This is a genomic window from Microcoleus sp. FACHB-672, assembly GCF_014695725.1.
Taxonomy (GTDB): Bacteria; Cyanobacteriota; Cyanobacteriia; order Cyanobacteriales; family Oscillatoriaceae; genus FACHB-68.
Window position 1 is genome coordinate 1 of sequence record NZ_JACJOU010000011.1, and the last position, 21,263, is coordinate 21,263.

Consider the following 21,263-nt stretch of genomic DNA (forward strand, 5'->3'; position numbering starts at 1 on the left):
TGTACTCAATCGCATGATTCGTGTGGCTAAACCCGATAGCTACAAGGTTGAAGCTTAGTCTCCTGCTCTCAAAAGGTAACTTCTGTCTCTTTCTCTAGTTATGCAACAAAGCCAAGCTGAAGATGGAATTTGGCAAGACCTGAAAAGCCTGGGATTAAACCCCAGAATTTCTAGGTTTCTCCCCAATTGCCAAGTGACAAAGACTCACAAAGTGTCTGGCTTCAATATGGCCGCTAAATGGAAGAGAAACCTAAAGGGAGAATCGCAGCAGAAGGGTGGTTTATCGTAATGAGTTTACCCGACCTATCAGCAGCCATAAAAGCCTATAAAAAACGCTTCAATATAGAGGGAATGTTTCGAGACTTCAAAAGCGGAGGCTATCAGTTAGAAAAGACAAATGTTGCGGGAGTTCAATTAAGCTTTCTAATTTTAATCATCTGTTTGGCTTACAGTTGGGCGACATTTAAAGGACAGGAAATTAAGCTGCGCGGGCACAAAAATATATAGGTAGAGTTAAGGAGTTCGGACGAGTCACTCGAAGACCTAGCAGTTTTTATATCGGGTTATCTAGCCATAATTGGGTAAGCTTTAGGGAGAATTGCTGGGAAATTGTTCAATAGTTAATGCAATTAAACCGCAATAAGCTGGAATATTATTTACGAGGCTTAAGGGCTATAGAGTTGATTTTATCTACCTTTTAGCCTTCATGTCACCCCCCCCAGATACTCTTCCTAAAGCCATATTTTTACCAAAAAATGCTGGAAAGCTTCTGCCGACAACAAGTTCAGGCAGTTTGAAGAAGTTGCAAACTCCGAAAGGGGTAGCTGTCGTTGCCGGCAGTCAATCAAAGAGAGGATGACTCAGTGTTTGAGCGGTTTTGTTGTATTTGCTGTATTTGCTGTTGAGTAGCTTCTACCCCTTCTTGATCGCCAACTTCTTGATAAATAGCTAATGCTTGCTGATAGTAGTCCAGTGCTTTTTGAGGCTGACCTTGATTGGTATAGACTGCGCCAATATTCGCTAAAACAATTCCCTCACTCCGGCGAAGGCCCAAGTCTTTAAAAAGTGCTAGAGATTGTTGGTGAGATTTCAACGCCTTTTCATGCTGGCCTTGATTGTTGTAAATCACTCCCATATAATCAAGAATAATTGCTTCTCCTTGACGCTCGCCAACTTCTTTGGAAATATCTAAAGATTGCTGATAGTAGTCCAGCGCTTGATCAAATTGGCTGGAATAGTCATAAATTCTGCCGATATTTCCCAGAACAATCGCTTCACTACGCCGATTTCCCGTTTCTTTGAAAATTACCAAAGCTTGTTGTTGAAAATCTAGCGCTTTTTGAGAATCTCCTTGGCGATCATAAATCCTACCGATGTAATCGAGAGCAATTGCTTCTCCTCGACGTTCGCCGATCTGTTTGTAAATCGCCAAAGCTTGCTGATAATCCTCTAGGGCTGGGTTATACTGGCCCAGAATATCGTAAATTCTTCCTCGGCGGGTCAGAGTCACGGCTTCCCTAGGACGATCACCAATTTCTCTATAAATGGCTACAGCAAGCTGTAGCGGTTGTAAAGCTTCTTTAAGTTGACCTTGCTGGTACAGTTGCTCTCCTTTTTGGTAGAGTCGCTGTGCCTCACCGGCTCTATCTTGAGCAGTTTGGGCTTGTGCCGTTAGCGGTTTCCAGTTGGAAGTCAAGGGCAAAACCGGCAAACTGAGTGACAGAAGCAGAGTTAAGGAAAAAAAACTGAAGTGCTTTAAAGGCCGGCGCATAAATAACGATCTCCACAAACTTGTCAGAAATTGGCTTATTTAATAATTTATACTGTTTACTTATTTAGAGCTAGTTAAAAGTTGAGGTAGCATCAAGGCTTTAATTAGCATATTTTTTTAAAAAATACTTTTCGATTGATGTCTTGCTGAGTCAATCGGGTCAAAACCTAGGCCAATGATGCGACAGACAGCCATAGAAAAAGTAACTGATGCAAGTGCTTCGCTAAATCTTTTCTTTCGGTGCCGGCACAATGCCATACTTATTTAAACTTGTATCAATTTCTCTAAGTAATTTAAAGTCTATCTCGGGCAATGGATAAGTCCTAGTCCCAAACCAGCCGGTGCTAATAGAAGGCTGTTTTTCGAGAAAAGAAAATGCTTGCCGAAACTGCTGCGAATCTGCTTTAATGGGGGAGTCAAAGTGACAGGGAATAATTCGCTGGAAATCCCAACCAGCTACCCGATCAGCCCACTCCAAGGTTTCCTTTGGAGATCGGTTAAGAATGAGTGCTTGAAGAACGGGTGCAACAAACAAACGACCCTCACCTCGTAGCGCATCAAATGACTGTTTCCATTCTGGGTTCCACTGAAAGGGAAACAACCCGAAATAAGCTTTTTTGGAACGATCCGCCGCTTTAAAAGCGTTGCGAAATATTTCGCCCCATTTGGGAACTTCCAACACACTTGGTTGAAAGTACATCGCAAATAAGCAAATACGCTGCCATCCTTTACAGCGGTTTTCAGGAGTGTTTTCTACCTGATCAGTGGCATAATCTTTGGCATGGAATAGCAAGGGATAAGGATCGAATTCGACAATTACTGGCGGATCTTTGGGGATGGAAACCACTGAGTCTGCTAGCAACAGCGTCCGAGATCGGTGATCAAAAAAAGCAACTTCTGCAAATCGTCCAAGACCAAGTTCCACGGGCCCTAGAATCGCATAATCAAACTGGCCGGCAAAGGGAGTTTTGCTGCACTCTTGTGGAAGTACCTGAGTGCGTTTGGCCGGCAAGCCAAGCCAGCTTAGGGGTAAATTCAGCGGGAAACTCCACTGAGAAGGCGCGACAAATACCTGTGCACTGGGAAAGCGTCTAGCAAAGGGTCCCACAAAGACTTTGTGTTCTAAACCGGAGATCGTGGGCAGGATAATGTACTTAACATCACCGTGTTTTTCTACTAACTCTTTCATCAGTCGGACGCACTCAAGAGTCGGCGCAACCGGCGCATAGATCAGTAGACCGCCGCTATCAAGTTTGACCACTGTCATGCGAATCGGCACGACCACATAAAAGATGCCCTGAAGCTGGTCAAATGTCCAAACCGTATCCTTTACCACTTCTTGGCAGATAGTTTTCCGTCTGCCGTAAGGATAAATGGGCAGAGCCGGCCAGAACGGCCATGAAAAATCCTGAGAATGAATTTGTTGTCCCTGCATTTCCTGCCCGTCCCTAAAGTAGCCGGCATCAATTTAAAGATAATTTACTGTATTTCACACTCCCCTAGCCGCTGCGTCAAAGAAGGCCAGCCGATTTCCCTTGTAATTAATGGCAAACCTCCATCCTCGGGTTTTTCAGCTAGACTGTCGCCGTCTAAATCTCCACTAGGGCTGTACCAACCGAGGCGTTCATTAAATTTTAACCAATCTTTTCCAGCTTCTTCATAAATACGCTTTTGCATAGAAAAACCTAAACGCCCTTTGCTACTTTCAACCCATAATTGATTAATTGTGCGTAAGTCAGTGCAAGGAAACTTTGCCATCGTTTCTGGGTCAATCCAAACTTCAGGAACTTCCTTGCCTCGATAAGCAACCCAAAGCATTAACCTCGTTGTTTCTGAATTAGCCTTCTCCCATTTCCCAGCCTTCAGTAAATCTTGAAGTTTTCCGTAATTCGCTCCAACCTCTGACCTTTTCACAGAAGGGTTCACCGCCTCCACCCTGCCGGTTGGAGAATTCATCACGACCAGCGCCGCCGCAGAAACCGCCACAATTGCGCTGACGAATACAGCCAAATTAACCGATTTAAAGTAACTCATATCGCCTTAAACCTCTCACCAAAGTAGATAACTCATCTGCGTTTATCTCCCTATGCCTAACGGCTAACAAACGCAGATCTATGCGTTGATCTGCGTTGATCTGCGGTGTTCCATAAAAATTTACAACATCCAGATTACCCTGATCTAACTTATCCACATCATCATCGGCTTTGTTGTTGATACCACTGAAGATAACTCCATAAAGAATAGTCTCGATTCAGCCAACCTTGCAAAAAAACCTGCTGAGAAGGACTTTCTCTCACGCGCTTGTAACGGTACTGAATGCGATTCTCAATCATCCGTTTAGCAATCTCTTCCTGATTTTGACTTTGCAAAGCATCAAGCGTCTCAGAATTAAAAGAGCCCGTGATCGGCACCGCCAAAGCCTGCTGAAGAAATCGCACCGCTCCTGATCTACCAAAATTTACAGCCGTATCAAACATCGCCACGCCCAAAATTGGAGACATCGACTCAGCCCGAGAAGCGTGCCAGTAACTATAGTAAATTTCCCAGAGTTCAGAATTATCCATCCGCCGCACATCTTGAGCCGGCAACCCCTTGCCGGCTCGATATCCATCATATTCAGTTTGCAAAATCCCCCGGTAAGTTTTGCCACCTAAATCTGCTGAATGATTCGAGTACCCGCCCTCAACGTAAAGGGTAAAACGTAAAGCTGCTTGAAAAGATGCCGAATCTAAAGCTGCCACTGATTGAGCTTGCGCCCAACTATAAGTTGGTAGCAGGGAAACCGACAAAGAACTTGTAAGTAGCCCTAAAACAAGATTCAAAGCTAGAACCGGCTGACTCTTTCGCCCAGCCCATTCTCTAAAATTCATTGAGTAACTTTCCCCAAAAAATGCAAAAGATAATGCAGAATTTGTAAAGCGCAATCACTATCAAAAAAGTTCCCTAAAACAAAATTTCCTGAATGCCGGCTCCAAAAAACAAACCTCTGTTGATCCAGTCAATTTCAAAGAAATGATCGCTTTGGCAAAAATAGCCAACAGCCAAAGTCTTAAAATAAAAAGGTACAATGTACAAACATTGTTTACTCTCTTTCAAAGCTCATTGCATTAGGCTAAACTAAATTAATACAAAGGAAAAGTTTTGCCAAAAACGACGCATATTAAAAAGAGAGGCAGGGGGAGAGAAGAATTCTCCACCGCCACTCCCCTAACTTTGGCCCAGGTGCAACTTAGTCCCGCCTCACAAGTGGCAGCGTAAAGCAAAACGTGCTGCCCTCGCCCAAAGCACTCTCAACCCAGATATCGCCATCGTGCTGGTGTACGATACTACGGCAGATTGCCAAACCCAAGCCGGTGCCACCCTTCTGGCGGGAGTCAGAAGAATCTACTTGCTGAAAGCGCTCAAAAATCGTTTCCAGTTTGTCTGCTGGGATGCCCCGCCCTTGGTCTTTAACGCTAATTAAAAGCTGTCCGTCGCGATGATTTGCCAAAGACGAAGAACCCACTTCGCCGGCCAACCCAACTATCGTCCCGGAGGAAGAATATTTTATTGCATTACTCAGGAGATTTGTCAATGCCTGGAGAATGCGATCCGGGTCAGCCCAGAGTTCGGCGTCAACCGGCACCACAGAAAGCGCCACCCCAGCTTTCTCAGCCATTGACCGCATCGTATCAGCCGCCTGCAACATCAAATCGCCGGCATTGCAAATTTGTTTATTCATCGCAATCTTGCTCGACTGGATACGCTCAAGATCGAGAATGTCGTTGATCAAGCGCACCAAACGGTCAGTATTCGTCACCGCAATATCCAGCATTCGCTGCGCCTTCTCCGGGCTTTGGGAGAGGAGTCCTGCCGCCAGTAACCCCAAAGCCCCGCGCATAGAAGTCAGGGGTGTTCGGAGTTCGTGGCTTACCACCGAAATAAACTCCTCCTTCATCCGTTCCACCGCAAGGCGTTCGGTAATATCCTTAAACGTAACAACCGCCCCCACAATCGCCCCTTGCTCTCGAATCGGCGTGCTGACGTACTCCACTGGAAAACAAGACCCATCCTTACGCCAAAACACCTCATTCGTGAGATGGTGAACTGAACCATCCTGAAGCGAAGCATAAATCGGACAATCTTCTGGCGTGCGATCTGCCGGCATCTGGTAAGCTGGCGCAGGGCATTTGTAAACACCCACCCCATTGGCAGACACTGAGCGCACCGCTAAAGCTTCCGCCGTCCGAACCGGCCCAGATCCCAACTCGGAAGCTAGGGGAGTGGAAAACTGACTGTTAGGAATCTCCTCAGTTGCCGGTTTCCCCTCTGCCCGATAAACAATTAACGGTTTTTGCAACAAAATATGAATCGGCTGACCGAGGAGTTCTTTGAGTTCGTAGCCAACCATTCTCGAAGCTGCCGGATTGACAAACGTCGTTTTGCCTCGGGCATCCAACCCGCAAATTCCTTCCCCCGCCGAATTCAAAATTAACTCATTTTGATGCCGCAACCGTTCTAAAGCTGCTTCTATCCGCTTGCGATCGCTGATATCACGAGCGATTGTAGAAACCCCAATAATTCTGCCGACAGCATCAACAATCGGAGAAATTGTCATAGAAACATGAATGGGCTGACCATCTTTCCGCATCCGCATCGTTTCGTAATGCTCAAGACGCCCTCCCTGCTCAATTCGTTCTAGAATTCGCCGCATCTCAAAAGGATGGTCTGGTGGAGCGAGGATATTCATAGAGCGTCCTTTCATCTCCTCTGCCGAGTAACCATATATCTGTTCAGCACCGACATTCCAGCTAACAACAATCCCATCCAATGTCTTGCTTACAATTGCATCATCTGAAGACTCTACAATTGATGCCAAGCGCACGAGTTCCTCCTCAGCGTGTTTGCGGTCTGTGATGTCGCGCCCCAACAGAACCAACCCTTTGCGGTTGTGGCAGTCGTCAAACAGAGGCACTTTAACCACATCGTAAATTTTTATCGCTCCATTTGGCTGGGGAATGACTTCTTCTGCACGAGTCAACATTGCGTTGTTCCAGGCAGCTTCATCCGTTCGCTCGCACCCTAAGAAAGCATCGCGATAAAAACTAGATAAATTTGCAAGATCGGAATCTGTTTGACCCCGATAATTCAATCCTTCTAGCTCAAACAGTTGCAGGATCGCATCATTAGCTTCTAACCAGCGTCCTTCTCCGTCCTTAAAACAAACAAGGTCGGGCATGGCATTAATTAGAGTCCGTAGTTGCTCTTCACTTTGCCTGTGCGCTGCTTCAACTCGTGATCGTGAGAGAATTTCCTGTTGCAGTTGTTCATTGGCTTTTGTGAGTTCGCCGGTACGCGCTTCAACTAGCAATTCCAACTGTTCGCGATATTGCTTCAACTCCTTCTCTGTGCGTTTGCGATTGGTGATGTCGCGCATGACTGAAAGATGGCGATTAGGCAAAAAGTTAGCAACTGCAGAATACTCGATTTCCACCAGGGTTTTATCCGGACGCTGCAGACGAAACTCGCCGGTGATCCGCCCTTTGCTGCGGAAGATGTGCCAAGCTTGTTCAAAATCCAAACCGGCTTCAGGTACGAAGTCCATGATGTGACGACCAATCAATTCTGCCGGCGACAAACCAAAAATCACTCCAGCTGCTGGATTGACGACAACAAAATGGCCGTTGTCATCGACAACAATCATTGCATCAAGTGCGCCCTCAAATACCGCACGCAGTTGGTGAGCACTTTCGATTAACGCTTCCTGCGCCTGCTTGCGTTCGCTAACATCTTGAAAATAAACGGCTAGTCCATCTTCACCTGGGTAAGCGTGAACTTCAAACCAAGTATTGAGTGGCTGATAAAACCCTTCAAAGCTGACAGCAATGCCGGTGGAAACGGCTTGCTGATACTTTTCCAAGAATATTGAGCCGACTGCCTGGGAAAACAAATCCCAAATATTTTTACCTAAAAGTTCTTGGCGCTTCTTTTGTAAAAGTTGCTCGGCTTGGCGGTTAATATAAGTGAAATGCCACTGACGATCAAGGGCAAAAAACGCATCGGTAATACTTTCGAGAATGTTAACGATTCGCCGATTTGATTCGCGCAGCGCTTCTTGCACCTGCCTTAGTTCGGTGATATCTTGATTAACGATAATTGCCCCCGTAACTTCTTGCTGGGCATTCCGCAGGGGGACGGCTGAGTTAAGAATGGTTTTGCGCTTTCCATCAAAACACTGAATGTCAATTACATCATTAATTGAGGTTTCGCCTTTGATAATCGCACGCCCTCCGGCCCACTCATCCGCGCTGAGGGGTTTGCCGGTGTCTGCCCACCAACCTTTATATTCCGCGTATCTTTCGGCGTTGAGATAGCGAACACCGCCCCAAATTCTTTCGCCGGCTGGATTTACTAACAAAATTTTACCTTGCCAATCAGTAAACCAAATTCCCACCGGCAGGGTTTCCACCACAGTTCGCAGCAGTTCTTCACTTTGCTTAAGCGCTGCTTCGGCTTCAACTCTTTCGCTAATATCCCGGCAAGTGTAAAGTACGGTGCCATTATTAATTGCAACGCGTTTAACGCTGACAAGTAAGGTGCGGGGATTGCCTGTTTTTTCTGTAATTTGCCACTCGATATTTTGAATTTCTCCAGAAATTTCTAACTGGTTATGATCAAACAGGTTTTCTCCTAATAACTGGGCCATATTGCCTAAGGCTTGCACCTCTTCAGGTGATCGGTTAAATACGAGGTGAATGTTCGGGCAAATATAAGTAAAATTCCCAACATGGTCGGTAATTAAAACGGCTTCGGAAATGTTGCTAAGCGTCAGTCGGTGTAATTCTTCAGACTGTCGCAGCGCTTCTTCCATCTGCTTGCGTTCAGTCAAATCGCGGGCGACTGTCAACACTGCCGGCACAGATTGGTAGCTGAAAAAAGTCGCTGCCGACTCGACATCCACTTCTGTGCTATCAAGCCGACGCAGCTTTTGTTCTGTGAAGCGCACTTCCTGGGTTTCTGCTGTGCCGGTTTCAATTCTCGATCTGAACATTTCCTGACAATCAGGATGTACAAAATCTTCTGCCGGCTGACCGATCAGCTGTTCGGAACGGGTGGCACCTAGCAGTTTAACACCGGCACTATTGATCAAGTCGATCTTGCCGTAGCTCTGGACAATGATCGCTTCTGGAGAAAGTTCGACTAACTGACGATAACGTTCTTCGCTTTCTTGCAGTGCGGCTTGTGCTTTGGAGCGTTCGACACGAGTTCGCAGCGACATTACACCATAAGCTATATCATTTGCTAATTCTTGCAGCAGCTGCACTTCTTGGGGCTTAAAGGTATCGGGTTCGGCTATGTAAATGGTTAAAACCCCAAAAAGAGCGTTCTGTAAAGAAGGTGCTTCCGCTGCTAATTTTCCGTTGTCTTTTTTGCTGTTTCCATCTAGTAGGGGCAAAGCAAGGAAAAATCCACCGCACCCCTCTGTTGGCTCACACATCGGGTAATGATGAAAACCGCTCAGAAAGTTTTGCCCGGTGTTAGTGTCGGTGAAAATTGAAAATTGAGCGGGTTCATTTTCTCCCCTTAATTTTTTAAGCTCCACACCTGATCGCGCAATGGTCTGCAGGCGATCAGGGTTGTCCGGCTCGCTCAAGTCAACCCAGCAAACACGGTATTTGCCAATTTCTACGATAATTCTACAAATATCGTGCAGTAATTCAGATTCTTCTGAAGCTCGCACAAGTGCCTGGTTGCAATCACAAAGAAGTCTTAGGGAGCGGTTGGCTTGACAGAGTTCTTCGTCAATCTTTTTTCGTTCGCTCAGATCGTGAATAATCACTGCAAAACCAACTAACTCCTGCTTTTCGCCATTTGAGTGTTCTTTGTAGGCATCTCGCAAAGCAGTAATTGTCATATTCGCCCAAAATTGCGAGCCATCCTGACGCACGCGAACGCCTTCATCTTCACACTGATCGGCGGTAAGTACCATTTGCAACTCTTGTGCCGGCTTGTTGCAGCTAATATCTTCGCGGGTGTAAAAGCAGGAGAAATGTGCCCCCAGAATTTCTTCAGCGCGGTAGCCCATAATACTTTGAGCACCGATGTTCCAGCTAGTCACTTGTCCATTGGTGTCCAGCATGAAAATGGCGTAGTCTGTAAGTCCTTCAATTAACAAGCGAAAGCTTTCTTCGCTGTGCCCCATCAAAGAGGTTGCTTCTAACATTTCTTTGATTTTGCGCTGTTGCATTTCTAAGGAGAGGCGTCGGGTTCGCAACAGGCTGTCCACCCGCAAGTTCAGTTCCACCGGCAGCGTGGGTGTACTCAGCACTTCATCAACACTACTCTGCCAGGACGGGATCGCTACGCTGTGTAAATGCCGGCGATCTCCCACAAGGACAACGGGCAAAAATACAGGTTCTTCAGATGCTTTTCTGACTTCTAGCTGATGCCGGTATTGTTGAAAAGCCGGTGCGTCCACAAGGCAAAGATCGAAACGCGCGCGTGCTAGGACATCTGCTATCGGCTCATTCGTCTCTTCATCAGGGATCGTGACATGGTATTGTTTAGCTAGCTGAGCCGCTAGCCATTGCCGGTTTTCCTGATCGTGTAGCAAGAGTAAAATGCGGCTCATTGCTCAGCCTCTTGGTTTAAACGGCTTAACCAACTTTGATGTCGCGCTCTCGGATATCTCCTCTGCCGGTGAGTGATCTCCGATTTCAATGCTACAGGGCATCCTCTTCAGGTGAAGCATTCGCATCTGCATCCTAATTGTTATGATAATTTGCCTGTGAGGGCTTCGGTTGGACTCACCCCTGTTTCAGCAACTCAATTGCCAAAACACTGCCTTCGAGAAACTCTTTTTTTTTTTTATTTTTCTTTCTCCGGTCATGGATACGGAACTTAAAGATTGACCGCTTTGCGCTAAAAACCGAGCTGTTCAATTGTTTAAGAATTGTAACGACGTACTTGCTCACTTCTCGCCTTGTCCGCTCTCAATCTTTCACCATTTTTAAGCAAAGTATCTGTTTGCCTTCTCCTGGAAAAAAAAGGAGTGACATTGAGTGATAGGGCTTGCGCCAAAGCTTCGTGCGCCACCAAAATTACCCCCTCGCCAAAGCTCTGAGTTATTTGGGCCGGCAACTCTTTTGGCTATTATCCGGTGCCTTAAGCACACATCAAGCGCCGCTTCGTTCTTAGCTCCAACATTAAAATACTGATTAAACTGTTACAATACTACCAAATATTTCCAGAGAATCTTATAGGTAGATTCCCTACTAAAATTCAGATAATTAAAGTTTTTTAGGAAAAATCAAAATAACTGAATTGTTGAAACCGGCATTTTCTAGATTCCAGGGTTAATTGTACGGAGATTTTTGAGCCGCTTGTCTCACACAAATAACAAAGAACTAAAGAGTTTGCTTCCTAGTTTTCACGTAAAAGTTAAGTTAACTAGGATTTTATCGTTCACAGCAAAAAGTCATAAATAAAACGATATTAGCAAAGTTTGTAACTGTTAAATAACTTGTCTTGACCTATCACGGGTAGCCAACATTGAGTGTCTTCACCGGCAGCATGCCGGCGGTAAGCGAACGCTTGAGGAGATAAATTTAGGATTTTTACCCCTTCACCCATAACAGCAAGGGCGTGGTGCCCTCGTGCTGCCGTTTCTGTGCAGCCAGAATTGCCGGCGTTTCTCATGAGTGCCTGACACGATCTGGAAGAAATGGGTTGATAATTAAAAGTTGGTTGTTTTAGGAAATCGAATATCAATGGGTCGCGCTAAAAAAGTTGTGCTGGCATATTCGGGCGGAGTCGATACCTCCGTCTGTATTCCCTACCTAAAGCACGAGTGGGGTGTTGAGGAAGTGATTACCCTCGCTGCCGATCTGGGGCAGGGAGAAGAACTCGGCCCGATTAAAGAAAAAGCGCTGAAATCGGGTGCAGCAGAATCTCTTGTGGTAGACGCGACGGAAAGCTTTGTGAAGGAATACGCATTTCCAGCCCTTCAGGCGAATGCTCTTTACGAAAATCGCTATCCGCTCTCAACGTCTCTAGCTCGTCCGCTGATCGCTAAGCTATTAGTCGAGGCGGCTGAACAATACGGTGCTGATGCGGTCGCGCATGGTTGCACCGGCAAGGGCAACGACCAAGTCCGCTTTGATGTCTCCATAGCGGCGCTCAATCCTCACTTAAAAGTCCTGGCACCGGCACGGGAATGGGGGATGAGTCGTGAGGAAACCATCGCCTATGGAGAGCGTTATGGCATTCCCACGCCGGTGAAAAAATCTTCCCCCTACAGTATTGACCGAAATCTGTTGGGTCGCAGCATTGAAGCCGGCCCGTTGGAAGATCCGTGGACGGAAGCGCTGGAAGAAATCTACCTGATGACCAAAGCGATCGCAGATACTCCCAACGAACCTGAGTATGTTGAAATCGGCTTTGAACGAGGCATTCCCACCAGTCTCAACGGTCAAAATCTGTCGTCGGTAGACCTAATTTCTCAGCTGAACGAGTTGGCCGGCAATCACGGAGTTGGCCGCATCGATATGGTAGAAAACCGACTTGTGGGAATCAAGTCGCGGGAAATCTACGAAGTGCCCGCTCTTTCAGTGTTAATTCAAGCACACCGCGATTTGGAAAGCCTGACTTTAACTGCAGATGTCAGTCACTACAAGCGCGGTATCGAAGAAACCTACGGCCAGATGATTTACAACGGTCTGTGGTACAGTCCGCTGAAAGCTGCCTTGGATGCCTTTATTGAAAAGACTCAAGAGCGAGTGTCTGGAACGGTGCGAGTGAAGTTGTTTAAAGGCAACGCCGCAATGGTAGGCCGGCAGTCTGACAAGTCTCTCTACAGCCCTGATTTAGCGACTTATGGGGCTGACGACACCTTTGACCACAAAGCAGCCGAAGGCTTTATTTATGTCTGGGGGCTGCCGACTCGCGTTTGGTCACAGAAAACAAGAGGCTAGAGGCTAGGGAGGAAAGAGTGGGAGAGGGGAGAGTAGAGGGTTGCGGCATTTCTTCCACTCTTCCCATTCCCCTCATCCCATTTCTCTAGTCCCGCGTTTCTAGTCGCTTTGCGCGAGATTCTAGCCAAATGGGAACGGCAATCCAGGCTACTACTAGAATTAAAGCCACGACAGCAAATTGAGCGACCCAAGTGACTAACTGATCTAAGGGGACAATTCGCCCCACAAAGAAGGCTAAACTCACCATGACAGCGGCCCAAATCGTCGCACCGGCAGTATTACACAACAAAAATTGTCCGTAGGGCATTTGAGCGATGCCTGCCATCGGGCCGGCAAAAATCCGCAAAAGCGCCACAAATCGTCCTAAGAATACAGCTTTAGCAGCATTGTCAATGAATTGGGTTCGGACTTGTTGTAACTGCTCTTCTGAGAAGCGAAAAATTTTACCCAGACGCAGCATTAAGGGCCAGCCGCCCCATTTACCTAGCCAGTAACCGCAGTTATCACCTAACACGGCCCCACCGATCGCGCTTGCTAAAACGAACCAGTAATTTAGTTCTCCACTGCCGGCAAGGAAACCACCAACGAGGGTAATTGTTTCACCGGGAAGGGGAATACCGGCATTTTCTAAGGAAATGCCGAGAAACACTGCCCAGTAGCCGTATTGACGTGCAATTTCCTGGATTGTCTCCAGCGATACAAATTCAAGGGACATTCAACACAGCCTTCTCAAATTTTTAGACTTTTGTCACATCCTCCAGACGGCAACTCGTTTATGTGCCGGTGGAAACCTGTATTTACAGATGGGCGTTTCTGCTTAATCGGAAACGACTTTGATCCAACCCGTAGGGCTTTTGTGCTTGCCGGTCAAGGTTGGGATAGGTTTAGTCCGAACTGACTAAACTCAGTATGAACTTATTTTAACAAAATCGGAGGATTTCTTAGAAGTTGCGGGTATTTGCCGAAAAGACAGCTCCTTAGCCTTTTTTTGGCTAAGGAAGTTTATTTATCCGCACTTTTGGGCTTTGCAGCCTAGGGCGGGACTGATGGCTGGGCCAAATCCTCTATGGGTTAAGGAAGTGCCGGCAAAGCCTGAAACTGCTGGACTGCCGGCAAAAACCTCGCTATTTTTTTGTAGAAATTGATTTTCCTGCCAAAATGGCAACAATGAAGCCTCCGCTTGCGTCAAAATCGCAATCATATAACTGACTTTTAAGTAAACAATATCCCCACTATAAATAGGCTGCTGGCTACCTTTTAGGGCTTGCTAAATACTACAAATTTCATAAGCGTGTGCTATGTGATGCGAATCACAGCAATACTGTGATGGAATACAAACCAACTTCAGGAAACTTATTCCATCCTAATAGCATCACGACAGTATTTCTTTTGAGTTTTTCTCAGCCGGCAATACCCACTTCTTTTCTCAACCTATTGGGGTCAAACTAATGAAATCCATAGCAGTCAATCAAACTATTCTTCTTCACGCACCAGAACGTTTAGATGGAAGCGGTGGCAGAGCTTTTCAGCAGCAGGTTGCCGCAATTTTACCAGAGCAGCACAATCTCTGGATCATTGATATGAGTTTTGTTGATTTTGTGGATAGTTCGGGCTTATTTGAATTAGTAGCAGGGCTGCGAGTGGCGCGCCAACAGGGATGCCGCCTGGTGATCTGTAACCTGAAAGCGACGGTACGGCTGATTTTTGAAATCACTCAGCTTGATAGGGCATTTGAAATTTTTGACAGTTATGACGGGTTTGTCCAAACTTTAGTTCAAGAGGCTGCACCGCTGATAAATATCGGCCTAGTTGCGGCTTAAGGGGTTGAGTTTGAATGGGTGTGTGCTATCTATCAGTCGGTGCATCTTGTCTTGGTAAAAAATAGCTTAAGTTTTTGCTTTGCAGAAAGCAACTTTTGAAGTATCAGTATAAATTTTTTCGCTTTACAAATTCTTTAAATTACTTTCAGTGTTTCTACTAATAAGGTAAAAAGTTGTCTGATAAGCCAGAAACTCTAGTAATTTTATATTGTAAATTTTATTGCTTCATCTACAGAAGCAATAAATCAACGCCTGGAAGAGAAGGCAGCGCGATTCGTTGTTATTCAAAATGCAGATAAGATGCAGATGAGCCAGAAATGGTTACATCTAAGATAGGCTGGCCGGCCAAGCAATACCAGTGGCAGGTAAACAAGTTAGGTTCTTGGACGCTAAGACTTGCGAGTGCCGGCGCTGCGGGAAATGGCCAAAGGCGATCAAAGCAGATCGCACCTTCTTGAAATCCAAACTGCATTAAATAGGTAGCTGGTGGGGCGTCAAGCGATCGCAGGAGGTTGCCGGCGAGTTTGTAGAGTTGCTGACGCCAAGCGTCGGATAGATGCACCGGCTGGCAGTAGGGGAAGGAAGAAGAGGGGGAGACTGTTGAGGGTTTAGGTGCCGGCAGTTCCTCAGTTAAACCGATCACCTCTGCGTAAAGTGGCCCTTTGCTGGTGAGGACAACAGGCAACCAAAAATTGCCGGCACCCGTAGCGTATCCCATGCCCTCAACGCGCTGCCGTAACGTTACAATATCGCGGCACACCCGGTAAATTTGCTGAGCTGGAAAAGAAAGTGTGGCCGGCAGATTTAGGGTAAAAGGACACAGCAGCACATCAGATGCCGATATCGTGTCAAGGGAATCCGTTGTAATCACCCGGACAGTCGGTGCCGATGAATGTGGCGAAGCAGAAGTAGATGCAATGGCTTGCTGAAACGCAGAAATCATTGAATCGAGCGCAAAAACTGCCGGCAGGAGAAATTCTGCCGGCTCAGTTTCAGCATCGATCACAATCAGAACTTCAGGCATTCCCAAATGAAGGCAGATTTAGCCCTGGGTTACTTCCCGGTGCGAAGCTAGGTAGATCGGGCCGGCCTGTGTTTGCGCGCTTGCTTCTCACCGCAAGTCGGTAACTAGCGCTTTGCAACTCAGCGTGAAGTTGGCGATTTTCTTTCTGCAGCATCGCGACTTTTTCTTTCACGGGTTCCATGCGTTCAGCAAACTTCTCGCGATACACACTCGGCAGTTCTTGCACCACTTGCTCTAGCATCCGGCTGCGATCGTTTAATTCTTGGACTGACTGACGCAATTGATAAATCTCGGCATCGCGCTCAGCAATTTGCTCTTGGTAAAACGTGACTTGTTGCTCCACACCTAGCAGTTGTTCGCGTAAGGCTTGGAGTTGGGCTTTGCTGCGCTCAGAAACTTCTGGCTGGGGGGCAACTGTCGTTTTGCCCTTAACGAGCCGGAAAAGCTCTTGAGATAACTGTTGCACAAGTTGGTCGCGCATTTGCAGTTCTTCCCGTAGCTGGGCGTTTTCTGCTTGCAGGGATTGTAGGGCGGATTCGGTTAGGCTCACGGTGGCTTGCAGCTCCAAAGAATATGAATGATTATGGCAGGATTGGGAGCCGGCAGTTGCTAGCTCTCCAGTAATACTTATTTTTAAGCTAATTTACCATCTAGGGCGGGAATTGGCATCTAGCTAGAGCCGGTGTTGTCAGAAAACTTTATCATGGCCGGCTCCAAGAAGGCCGATTTGGGAGCCAGGTAATGGGATTGCCTGTGATCGCGTGCCGGCAACCAAAAGCCTTTAAAAAATGGCATCTCCATTTTGCCTCACTATTTTTTAGAGGATAGGCAACAAGAGCTGTCTAAACAAGCAAGCACTCAAAAAATATAAAAAGCTACACAAAAAAGTTTTTTAGCCGACCCAGACAAATTATGATTGTCTGGCTACAATTTCAACGGCCAAGTCAACTATTTGCTTTTTTTCTTACCTAAAATCGAGTAAATCATCGTGGCTTTTTCTCTGCCCCTGAGTTGGGTTGCTCCAACCGATTGTGCCCGGTAATGCTTGCGGACATAGGCATAAGTTTTGCCACTAATTAACACACTATAAGGGTTTTCAGAGGTGACGGTTTTATTCATCGATTCCAGGCGCGATGCCACATTCACCGTATCTCCTACCACAGAATAATTAAGACGCCGGCTGCCTCCCATACTGCCGGCCATCACAGGGCCAGTGTGAATACCGATACCAATTTTAATCTGAGGTTTGCCTTCAAATCTTAAGCGCCGGTTGAGCTTTTTTAGCTTTTTGTGCATTGCCATACAAGCGTCAATTGCATTTAAGGCATCTTGGCGAATATCCTCTTCTTCTGTGTGGGCAAAAGGCACCCCAAATACTGCCATGATCGCATCCCCAATGTATTTATCAACGACGCCGCCGCGATCCATAATGCACTCGGTCATTGCATTTAAATATTCATTAAGCCAGGTAAACAGCTCTCCTGGAGCCATTTTTTCCGAAATAGAAGTGAAACCACGAATATCCATAAACAAAACCGTTGCCACCTGTTCTTGCGCGAGCAGATGACCGTTGTGAAATATTTCTGTTTTGCGCTGCCAAATGAGGCTAGCCATTTCTGGAGCCACATATTGTTCAAACAGGCCCATTAATAATTGTTTTTCGCGTCGTTCTTGCAGTTTCTCCCAGTGATCGCGCAACTGAACCCCGAAGCCGGCTAGCAACATTGTCCCCACTGGCGCAGCAGCCGGCATCCAAATTTGAAAGCAGCTTAAAGCACAACAAGCAATGAGCAACCAAGCGAGTGGCAACCCAACAATCAGCGTCAGCCGGCCTACCACCCCTCTGTGTTCCCAGACATAACAGGTTCCCAGCCCAACTGCCAGCAATAACAACAAAATCAGCGTTTCGTCCAGCGGTTTTAATAATTTTGAGTTGAGCAAATTGTCAATTAAAGCAGCGTGGAGATAAACCCCAGATGTCGGAGAATTTTGATTAAAAGGGGATCTGATCGAATCAATCGCTGTTGCGGTGACACCTACTAATACCAGCTTGCCGGTAAAAGCACGAGAAGGCACTTTTCCTTCTGCTACATCGGCAAAAGAATAAGTGGTTAAAGATTGAGCTTTCCCCGGCCAATTTAACCAAACCGTTTGGCGCTTTTTACCGGCTATTGGCTGGGGTAGTTTAATTTTCGATAAGGAAGCTACTGTCTGCTGGTTGTACACCTCAAGCATTTTCACAGCCAGCGCCGGCTTATTCTTTGCGTATACTGCCGCGCGCCGGCTGATGCCATCCGGATCAGGGTTGTGCCAAATTTGACCGATGCCGGCTGCGTCTTTTCTGAATTCTGGTAGAGGTTTAAGCGGTTGCCCTTGGTCATCCCAAGCCGTCGAGAGCACTACATTGCCGGTGCGCGAGATTGCACTGGCAAATTCTTGATCTCCTTTACCTTTGTCAACAAATAAGAGGTCAAACCCGATCACCGCCGGCTTAGAGGGTTCCAGCGCTTGCAACAGTTGAGCGTAGCGATTGCGTGACAAGGGAAATCTTTCGTATTGGTTTAAAGTCGCATTATCAATCCCAATCACCACTATTTTGTCGTCCCAGCCGGCACTGGGCATCAATCCCAACTCTTGCATCTGAAACTTTGCGTTATAACCCAACTGTTCCAGTGGTTGCCACGCACCCATTTGCCACATTCCAATAGAAAGGCCGGCTGCCACCGCACCGGGAATAAACGTGTGAAGACTACCCACAGCCTGCCAGATTTTTTTGCCTTGAGACAGACCACTCCTCAGCCAACTTGAAGCGGATCGGCACGGGTTGCCTAGCCTCTTGACAGATATCTGTTTAGAGGCGAGATCGGAGCGATTGTTGGCTTTAGCAGAGTTTTGAGCTATCACACTTGTGCCCATTGAAATTACACCATCAGTGCGTGAAGTCCTTGCCTAGCCCAGATGTCCGATGTTGCAACGGTAAAGGTTTTGGCAGTGCGAGGACTTGCGTGCTACTCGCCTAGATTCGAGGCTCCCGATCTTCTCAGTGCTGGAAAGTGGCAGTGCTTAAATACTTACTTTCAGCTGTCTTTGTGGATGGTAGTTGCCCCTGACGAATCTAAAACCCCAACATCCACTTTTGTTGAATCAGTATTATGCACCCAGTGGCACCCTGAATTCAGTGGCGTGGCAATCTAGAGTAATCCCACCCTTATGTCTAGTTACGCATTCGATCAGGTTTTCTTACATCCCTCTAGTGGGTGAGCTTTCCTTTGCTTATATGCAGCGACTTACCGGCACAGCAAAACGCGCTCAGCCGGCAAAATATATCTTAAGAAAGACGACATAAATGAGTTTTATAACAAAGAAATTTTAAGTTTAGACGCTTCTGATCAGGGTTGTGAAGCAGCTTCTAATTCATAAACTTGCTCTTGCCCTAAAGGAGTGCGTACCACTAACCTCAGTGTCCGACTCGGTAATAGAGAAGTAAGCGTATCAAATTTACCGTCAACTCCAGTTTCGAGCGGCTGATCGTTAAGAAACACCAAGTTAAGCGGATCGACTTCACCACTGACTCGGACTTGTTTATTTAGGGTGGAAGGCAAAATTTTCACTTTGAGCTGTACATTCTCCCCTGTCCTTCTGGGGGGTGTTGGGGGTTTTCCTGGAACGACTAAAGAAGAAGTGCCGGCATTAAGGAGTACGCTTTGCTGTTGAGCGACGACTTCGACTGTACCGCTACGGATAGAAATGCCGGTTTTACCAGTCGGGCCAACCGCAACGCCATATTCTGTGCCGCGAGCACCGGCAACCCCGCCTTCCTCATCTTCATCGTCCCCTCTAAAAGCAATGTCAAAGCGGGAGTCGGGGTTAACAAAAGGTCGAAGTCGCGCTACTGACTGCCCTCGATTTGTGAACAGCCTGGTTATTTTCGCGCCATTGGGAAGAATATCTAAATTTTGGATTTGCAGATTTGTGAGTTCTGAAACACTCACTGTACCAATGCCATCATCCACAACCAAAGTAGCGCTAGAATTGCTGCCGGTGCTGAGGTTCTCGCCTTCTGCCAGCATATCCCCGACTCTAGCCGGTTGTCCTTGGTAAGTCACTTCGCCTTCAACTTGGCGAATTTGCACCCAACGTTCACCTTCTTTATTCGCCATTGGGGGGCGTTGTGCGACGCTAGAAGAGAAACTGACAAACCAACCACAGAGCACTAGCGAAAGTCCTGTGATCTGCGTGGGAGTGAGAAGTCGCTTCATAACACGCCAAAATGAGAGAAGGCAAAGCCCATGTATAGCCTACTCGGAGACAATAGAAGTTCCACTACTGCTTTGGTATGATTTTTCATTTGTTACACATTGACTTTTGCAAAACTGTTGCAGCTTGCCGGTCATGGCTACGTCCTTTCGCCGGCTGCTTGCTAGCTTTACTGATTATTCTCGGCAGCGGCTTGTGGGTGGGAACACCGGCAGCTCAGGCTGGGATTAATGATGACCGATTTGATGGCAATATCTACGCCCTGTATGGCGGTAATGGCTCTTTAGTGCCCCCGAAGGTTAAGCTGGCAGATTCCCTGAAGCAAGGCAAGCCGGCACTGCTGGTATTTTTTGTCGATGACAGCAGCGATTGCAAACAATTTGCGCCGGTCGTATCGGGACTTCAATCTTTCTACGGGCGAAGTACAGATTTTCTCCCCTTGAATGTGGATGCGTTGCCGGTGAAATCTACCTATGACAAGACAGAACCGGGTTATTACTACCACGGGGTCGTTCCAGAAACGGTTTTAATTGACCAGTCTGGCAAAGTCGTTTTAGATGCCAAAGGACAAGTGGCATTTGAGAAAGTAGACGATGCTTTCCGGGAGGTGTTTGATTTGGTGCCGCGTGAAAAATCTGTTGAGCTGATGAAGCGCCGCTCGTTTAACGAGTATAGCTCTGAGGTGAGTAAGTAAGCGCGAAAACTGATTAATTAGAGAGAATTGAGAACTGTGAAAATTTTCAACACTCAATTCTCTCCCCCTCTTCTGTTGTAGAGGTTAAACTATGGGAAACTGCGACCTAATAGGGTTCAGATGAGCAAGGTTTACAGCACACAAGAGCTAATCAACATCTTGGCTGATGAGCGCCGCGCCTGTCTCAATGGCCAGCGTTTAAACCTGGCTGCGAAAACTTCTGGGGTTAATCCGTTAATCGATAAGTTTCTGAAACCGGATGGGGTGCAAAAGTTCACCGCCTATCAAGACTTTAAAGCCACTGTCCACCGCTACCAGAGGGAACACCGCATCTCAGGCATTGTCTGGCGCTATCTCACGGTTAAGGGCAAGACTTTATCTTATCCGGAAGTAGACGACCAATTGATTGCGCTGGCAAGCGATGTGGAAGTGCTGAAGGCGGCGAAGCATTCAATTTTAACCTTCTGGCGGGAAGTGACAGATGGGATGGATTTATATCTAAGTGTGAACGCCGGCAAAGATCACGGGCAGATTCAGTCGGCTGATGTGGAAACGCTGGCGCAGCGGACAGAATGGGCCGGTCTGTGTAAGTGGGAAAACAGTAACTTTTTAGAAATTATCTTGCAGCTAGGGTGGGGACAGCCAGAGGAAGCTTCTTACCGGCGGGGATGGCCGGTTTCTGGCAGTGAGTGTATCCATGCCGTGAATCCCGGTAGCCGGCCTATTTGCTAAACGAGTCAGTTGC

At 46.9% G+C, this 21,263-nt stretch carries 19 protein-coding genes; 6 read left to right on the forward strand and 13 right to left on the reverse strand.

Annotated features, from left to right (window positions below; translation table 11 throughout):
* Nucleotides 1–237 precede the first annotated feature (237 nt).
* Nucleotides 238–507 (forward strand): hypothetical protein, encoded by a 270-nt coding sequence (locus H6F56_RS06475; protein WP_190666047.1) that lies wholly within the window; start codon nucleotides 238–240, stop codon nucleotides 505–507.
* Nucleotides 508–844: 337 nt separating this feature from the next.
* On the opposite strand, the gene H6F56_RS06480 is transcribed toward H6F56_RS06475, so the two are convergent.
* From H6F56_RS06480 to H6F56_RS06505, 6 genes are all read right to left on the reverse strand, one after another.
* Nucleotides 845–1,771, reverse strand: coding sequence for a tetratricopeptide repeat protein (locus H6F56_RS06480; RefSeq protein WP_190666048.1), 927 nt, complete (start codon nucleotides 1,769–1,771; stop codon nucleotides 845–847).
* Between the two features lie 223 nt (nucleotides 1,772–1,994).
* The gene (locus H6F56_RS06485; protein ID WP_190666049.1) at nucleotides 1,995–3,206 is read right to left on the reverse strand and encodes a DUF4336 domain-containing protein; all 1,212 of its coding nucleotides are present in this window, start codon (nucleotides 3,204–3,206) and stop codon (nucleotides 1,995–1,997) included.
* A gap of 44 nt (nucleotides 3,207–3,250) precedes the next feature.
* Nucleotides 3,251–3,805: a GUN4 domain-containing protein gene (locus tag H6F56_RS06490; RefSeq protein WP_190666050.1), complete on the reverse strand. Its 555-nt coding sequence runs from the start codon at nucleotides 3,803–3,805 to the stop codon at nucleotides 3,251–3,253.
* 161 nt (nucleotides 3,806–3,966) lie between these two features.
* Nucleotides 3,967–4,641, reverse strand: coding sequence for a glycoside hydrolase family 108 protein (locus H6F56_RS06495; RefSeq protein WP_190666051.1), 675 nt, complete (start codon nucleotides 4,639–4,641; stop codon nucleotides 3,967–3,969).
* Nucleotides 4,642–5,000: 359 nt separating this feature from the next.
* Nucleotides 5,001–10,382: a PAS domain S-box protein gene (locus H6F56_RS06500; protein WP_190666052.1), complete on the reverse strand. Its 5,382-nt coding sequence runs from the start codon at nucleotides 10,380–10,382 to the stop codon at nucleotides 5,001–5,003.
* Nucleotides 10,383–11,245: 863 nt separating this feature from the next.
* Nucleotides 11,246–11,449 carry a hypothetical protein gene (locus H6F56_RS06505; protein ID WP_190666053.1) on the reverse strand — a complete coding sequence of 68 codons (204 nt, stop codon included), beginning with the start codon at nucleotides 11,447–11,449 and terminating at the stop codon, nucleotides 11,246–11,248.
* Between the two features lie 71 nt (nucleotides 11,450–11,520).
* Between H6F56_RS06505 and H6F56_RS06510 the strand changes: the two genes are divergently transcribed.
* Nucleotides 11,521–12,723, forward strand: a complete 1,203-nt coding sequence (locus H6F56_RS06510) for an argininosuccinate synthase (protein WP_190666054.1) — start codon at nucleotides 11,521–11,523, stop codon at nucleotides 12,721–12,723.
* Between the two features lie 85 nt (nucleotides 12,724–12,808).
* Here the strand turns inward: H6F56_RS06510 and H6F56_RS06515 are convergent, their stop codons facing one another.
* Nucleotides 12,809–13,438 (reverse strand): DedA family protein, encoded by a 630-nt coding sequence (locus H6F56_RS06515; RefSeq protein WP_190666055.1) that lies wholly within the window; start codon nucleotides 13,436–13,438, stop codon nucleotides 12,809–12,811.
* Nucleotides 13,439–13,468: 30 nt separating this feature from the next.
* On the opposite strand from H6F56_RS06515, the gene H6F56_RS06520 reads away from it, so the two are divergent.
* Nucleotides 13,469–13,621, forward strand: a complete 153-nt coding sequence (locus tag H6F56_RS06520) for a hypothetical protein (RefSeq protein ID WP_190666056.1) — start codon at nucleotides 13,469–13,471, stop codon at nucleotides 13,619–13,621.
* 108 nt (nucleotides 13,622–13,729) lie between these two features.
* On the opposite strand, the gene H6F56_RS06525 is transcribed toward H6F56_RS06520, so the two are convergent.
* Nucleotides 13,730–13,924 carry a hypothetical protein gene (locus H6F56_RS06525; RefSeq protein WP_190666057.1) on the reverse strand — a complete coding sequence of 65 codons (195 nt, stop codon included), beginning with the start codon at nucleotides 13,922–13,924 and terminating at the stop codon, nucleotides 13,730–13,732.
* A 247-nt stretch (nucleotides 13,925–14,171) separates the two neighbouring features.
* Here H6F56_RS06525 and H6F56_RS06530 point away from each other — a divergent pair, with 247 nt between their 5' ends.
* Complete coding sequence (locus H6F56_RS06530) at nucleotides 14,172–14,543, forward strand: STAS domain-containing protein (protein WP_190666058.1); 372 nt, start codon at nucleotides 14,172–14,174, stop codon at nucleotides 14,541–14,543.
* Nucleotides 14,544–14,823: 280 nt separating this feature from the next.
* Here H6F56_RS06530 and H6F56_RS06535 read toward each other — a convergent pair whose 3' ends face one another.
* The 5 genes from H6F56_RS06535 to H6F56_RS06550 all read right to left on the reverse strand — a co-directional run bounded on the left by H6F56_RS06535 (nucleotide 14,824) and on the right by H6F56_RS06550 (nucleotide 19,826).
* The gene (locus H6F56_RS06535; protein ID WP_190666059.1) at nucleotides 14,824–15,567 is read right to left on the reverse strand and encodes a hypothetical protein; all 744 of its coding nucleotides are present in this window, start codon (nucleotides 15,565–15,567) and stop codon (nucleotides 14,824–14,826) included.
* Nucleotides 15,560–16,117 carry an Npun_F5560 family protein gene (locus tag H6F56_RS06540; protein WP_190666060.1) on the reverse strand — a complete coding sequence of 186 codons (558 nt, stop codon included), beginning with the start codon at nucleotides 16,115–16,117 and terminating at the stop codon, nucleotides 15,560–15,562. Before H6F56_RS06540 ends, H6F56_RS06535 begins: the two co-directional genes overlap by 8 nt.
* 119 nt (nucleotides 16,118–16,236) lie before the next feature.
* A complete protein-coding gene (locus tag H6F56_RS26770; protein ID WP_255513690.1) occupies nucleotides 16,237–16,362 on the reverse strand; it encodes a hypothetical protein in 126 nt (41 codons plus the stop codon).
* Nucleotides 16,363–16,515: 153 nt separating this feature from the next.
* Nucleotides 16,516–18,483, reverse strand: a complete 1,968-nt coding sequence (locus tag H6F56_RS06545) for a CHASE2 domain-containing protein (protein WP_199312621.1) — start codon at nucleotides 18,481–18,483, stop codon at nucleotides 16,516–16,518.
* A 473-nt stretch (nucleotides 18,484–18,956) separates the two neighbouring features.
* Complete coding sequence (locus H6F56_RS06550) at nucleotides 18,957–19,826, reverse strand: FecR family protein (protein WP_190666061.1); 870 nt, start codon at nucleotides 19,824–19,826, stop codon at nucleotides 18,957–18,959.
* 77 nt (nucleotides 19,827–19,903) lie between these two features.
* Between H6F56_RS06550 and H6F56_RS06555 the strand changes: the two genes are divergently transcribed.
* Nucleotides 19,904–20,518 (forward strand): thylakoid membrane photosystem I accumulation factor, encoded by a 615-nt coding sequence (locus H6F56_RS06555; protein WP_190666062.1) that lies wholly within the window; start codon nucleotides 19,904–19,906, stop codon nucleotides 20,516–20,518.
* Nucleotides 20,519–20,638: 120 nt separating this feature from the next.
* The gene (locus H6F56_RS06560) at nucleotides 20,639–21,250 is read left to right on the forward strand and encodes a hypothetical protein (RefSeq protein ID WP_190666063.1); all 612 of its coding nucleotides are present in this window, start codon (nucleotides 20,639–20,641) and stop codon (nucleotides 21,248–21,250) included.
* The last annotated feature ends 13 nt before the right edge of the window (nucleotides 21,251–21,263 follow it).

What these genes read in the sequence shown, in the direction of transcription:
- H6F56_RS06550 (WP_190666061.1), bottom strand. Translation starts at nt 19,826, where the DNA reads ATGAAGCGACTTCTCACTCCCACGCAGATCACAGGACTTTCGCTAGTG.
- H6F56_RS06530 (WP_190666058.1), top strand. Translation starts at nt 14,172, where the DNA reads ATGAAATCCATAGCAGTCAATCAAACTATTCTTCTTCACGCACCAGAA.
- H6F56_RS26770 (WP_255513690.1), bottom strand. Translation starts at nt 16,362, where the DNA reads ATGCCATTTTTTAAAGGCTTTTGGTTGCCGGCACGCGATCACAGGCAA.
- H6F56_RS06515 (WP_190666055.1), bottom strand. Translation starts at nt 13,438, where the DNA reads ATGTCCCTTGAATTTGTATCGCTGGAGACAATCCAGGAAATTGCACGT.
- H6F56_RS06480 (WP_190666048.1), bottom strand. Translation starts at nt 1,771, where the DNA reads ATGCGCCGGCCTTTAAAGCACTTCAGTTTTTTTTCCTTAACTCTGCTT.
- H6F56_RS06510 (WP_190666054.1), top strand. Translation starts at nt 11,521, where the DNA reads ATGGGTCGCGCTAAAAAAGTTGTGCTGGCATATTCGGGCGGAGTCGAT.
- H6F56_RS06500 (WP_190666052.1), bottom strand. Translation starts at nt 10,382, where the DNA reads ATGAGCCGCATTTTACTCTTGCTACACGATCAGGAAAACCGGCAATGG.
- H6F56_RS06495 (WP_190666051.1), bottom strand. Translation starts at nt 4,641, where the DNA reads ATGAATTTTAGAGAATGGGCTGGGCGAAAGAGTCAGCCGGTTCTAGCT.
- H6F56_RS06525 (WP_190666057.1), bottom strand. Translation starts at nt 13,924, where the DNA reads ATGATTGCGATTTTGACGCAAGCGGAGGCTTCATTGTTGCCATTTTGG.
- H6F56_RS06490 (WP_190666050.1), bottom strand. Translation starts at nt 3,805, where the DNA reads ATGAGTTACTTTAAATCGGTTAATTTGGCTGTATTCGTCAGCGCAATT.
- H6F56_RS06475 (WP_190666047.1), top strand. Translation starts at nt 238, where the DNA reads ATGGAAGAGAAACCTAAAGGGAGAATCGCAGCAGAAGGGTGGTTTATC.
- H6F56_RS06555 (WP_190666062.1), top strand. Translation starts at nt 19,904, where the DNA reads ATGATTTTTCATTTGTTACACATTGACTTTTGCAAAACTGTTGCAGCT.
- H6F56_RS06485 (WP_190666049.1), bottom strand. Translation starts at nt 3,206, where the DNA reads ATGCAGGGACAACAAATTCATTCTCAGGATTTTTCATGGCCGTTCTGG.
- H6F56_RS06505 (WP_190666053.1), bottom strand. Translation starts at nt 11,449, where the DNA reads ATGAGAAACGCCGGCAATTCTGGCTGCACAGAAACGGCAGCACGAGGG.
- H6F56_RS06560 (WP_190666063.1), top strand. Translation starts at nt 20,639, where the DNA reads ATGAGCAAGGTTTACAGCACACAAGAGCTAATCAACATCTTGGCTGAT.
- H6F56_RS06545 (WP_199312621.1), bottom strand. Translation starts at nt 18,483, where the DNA reads ATGGGCACAAGTGTGATAGCTCAAAACTCTGCTAAAGCCAACAATCGC.
- H6F56_RS06535 (WP_190666059.1), bottom strand. Translation starts at nt 15,567, where the DNA reads ATGCCTGAAGTTCTGATTGTGATCGATGCTGAAACTGAGCCGGCAGAA.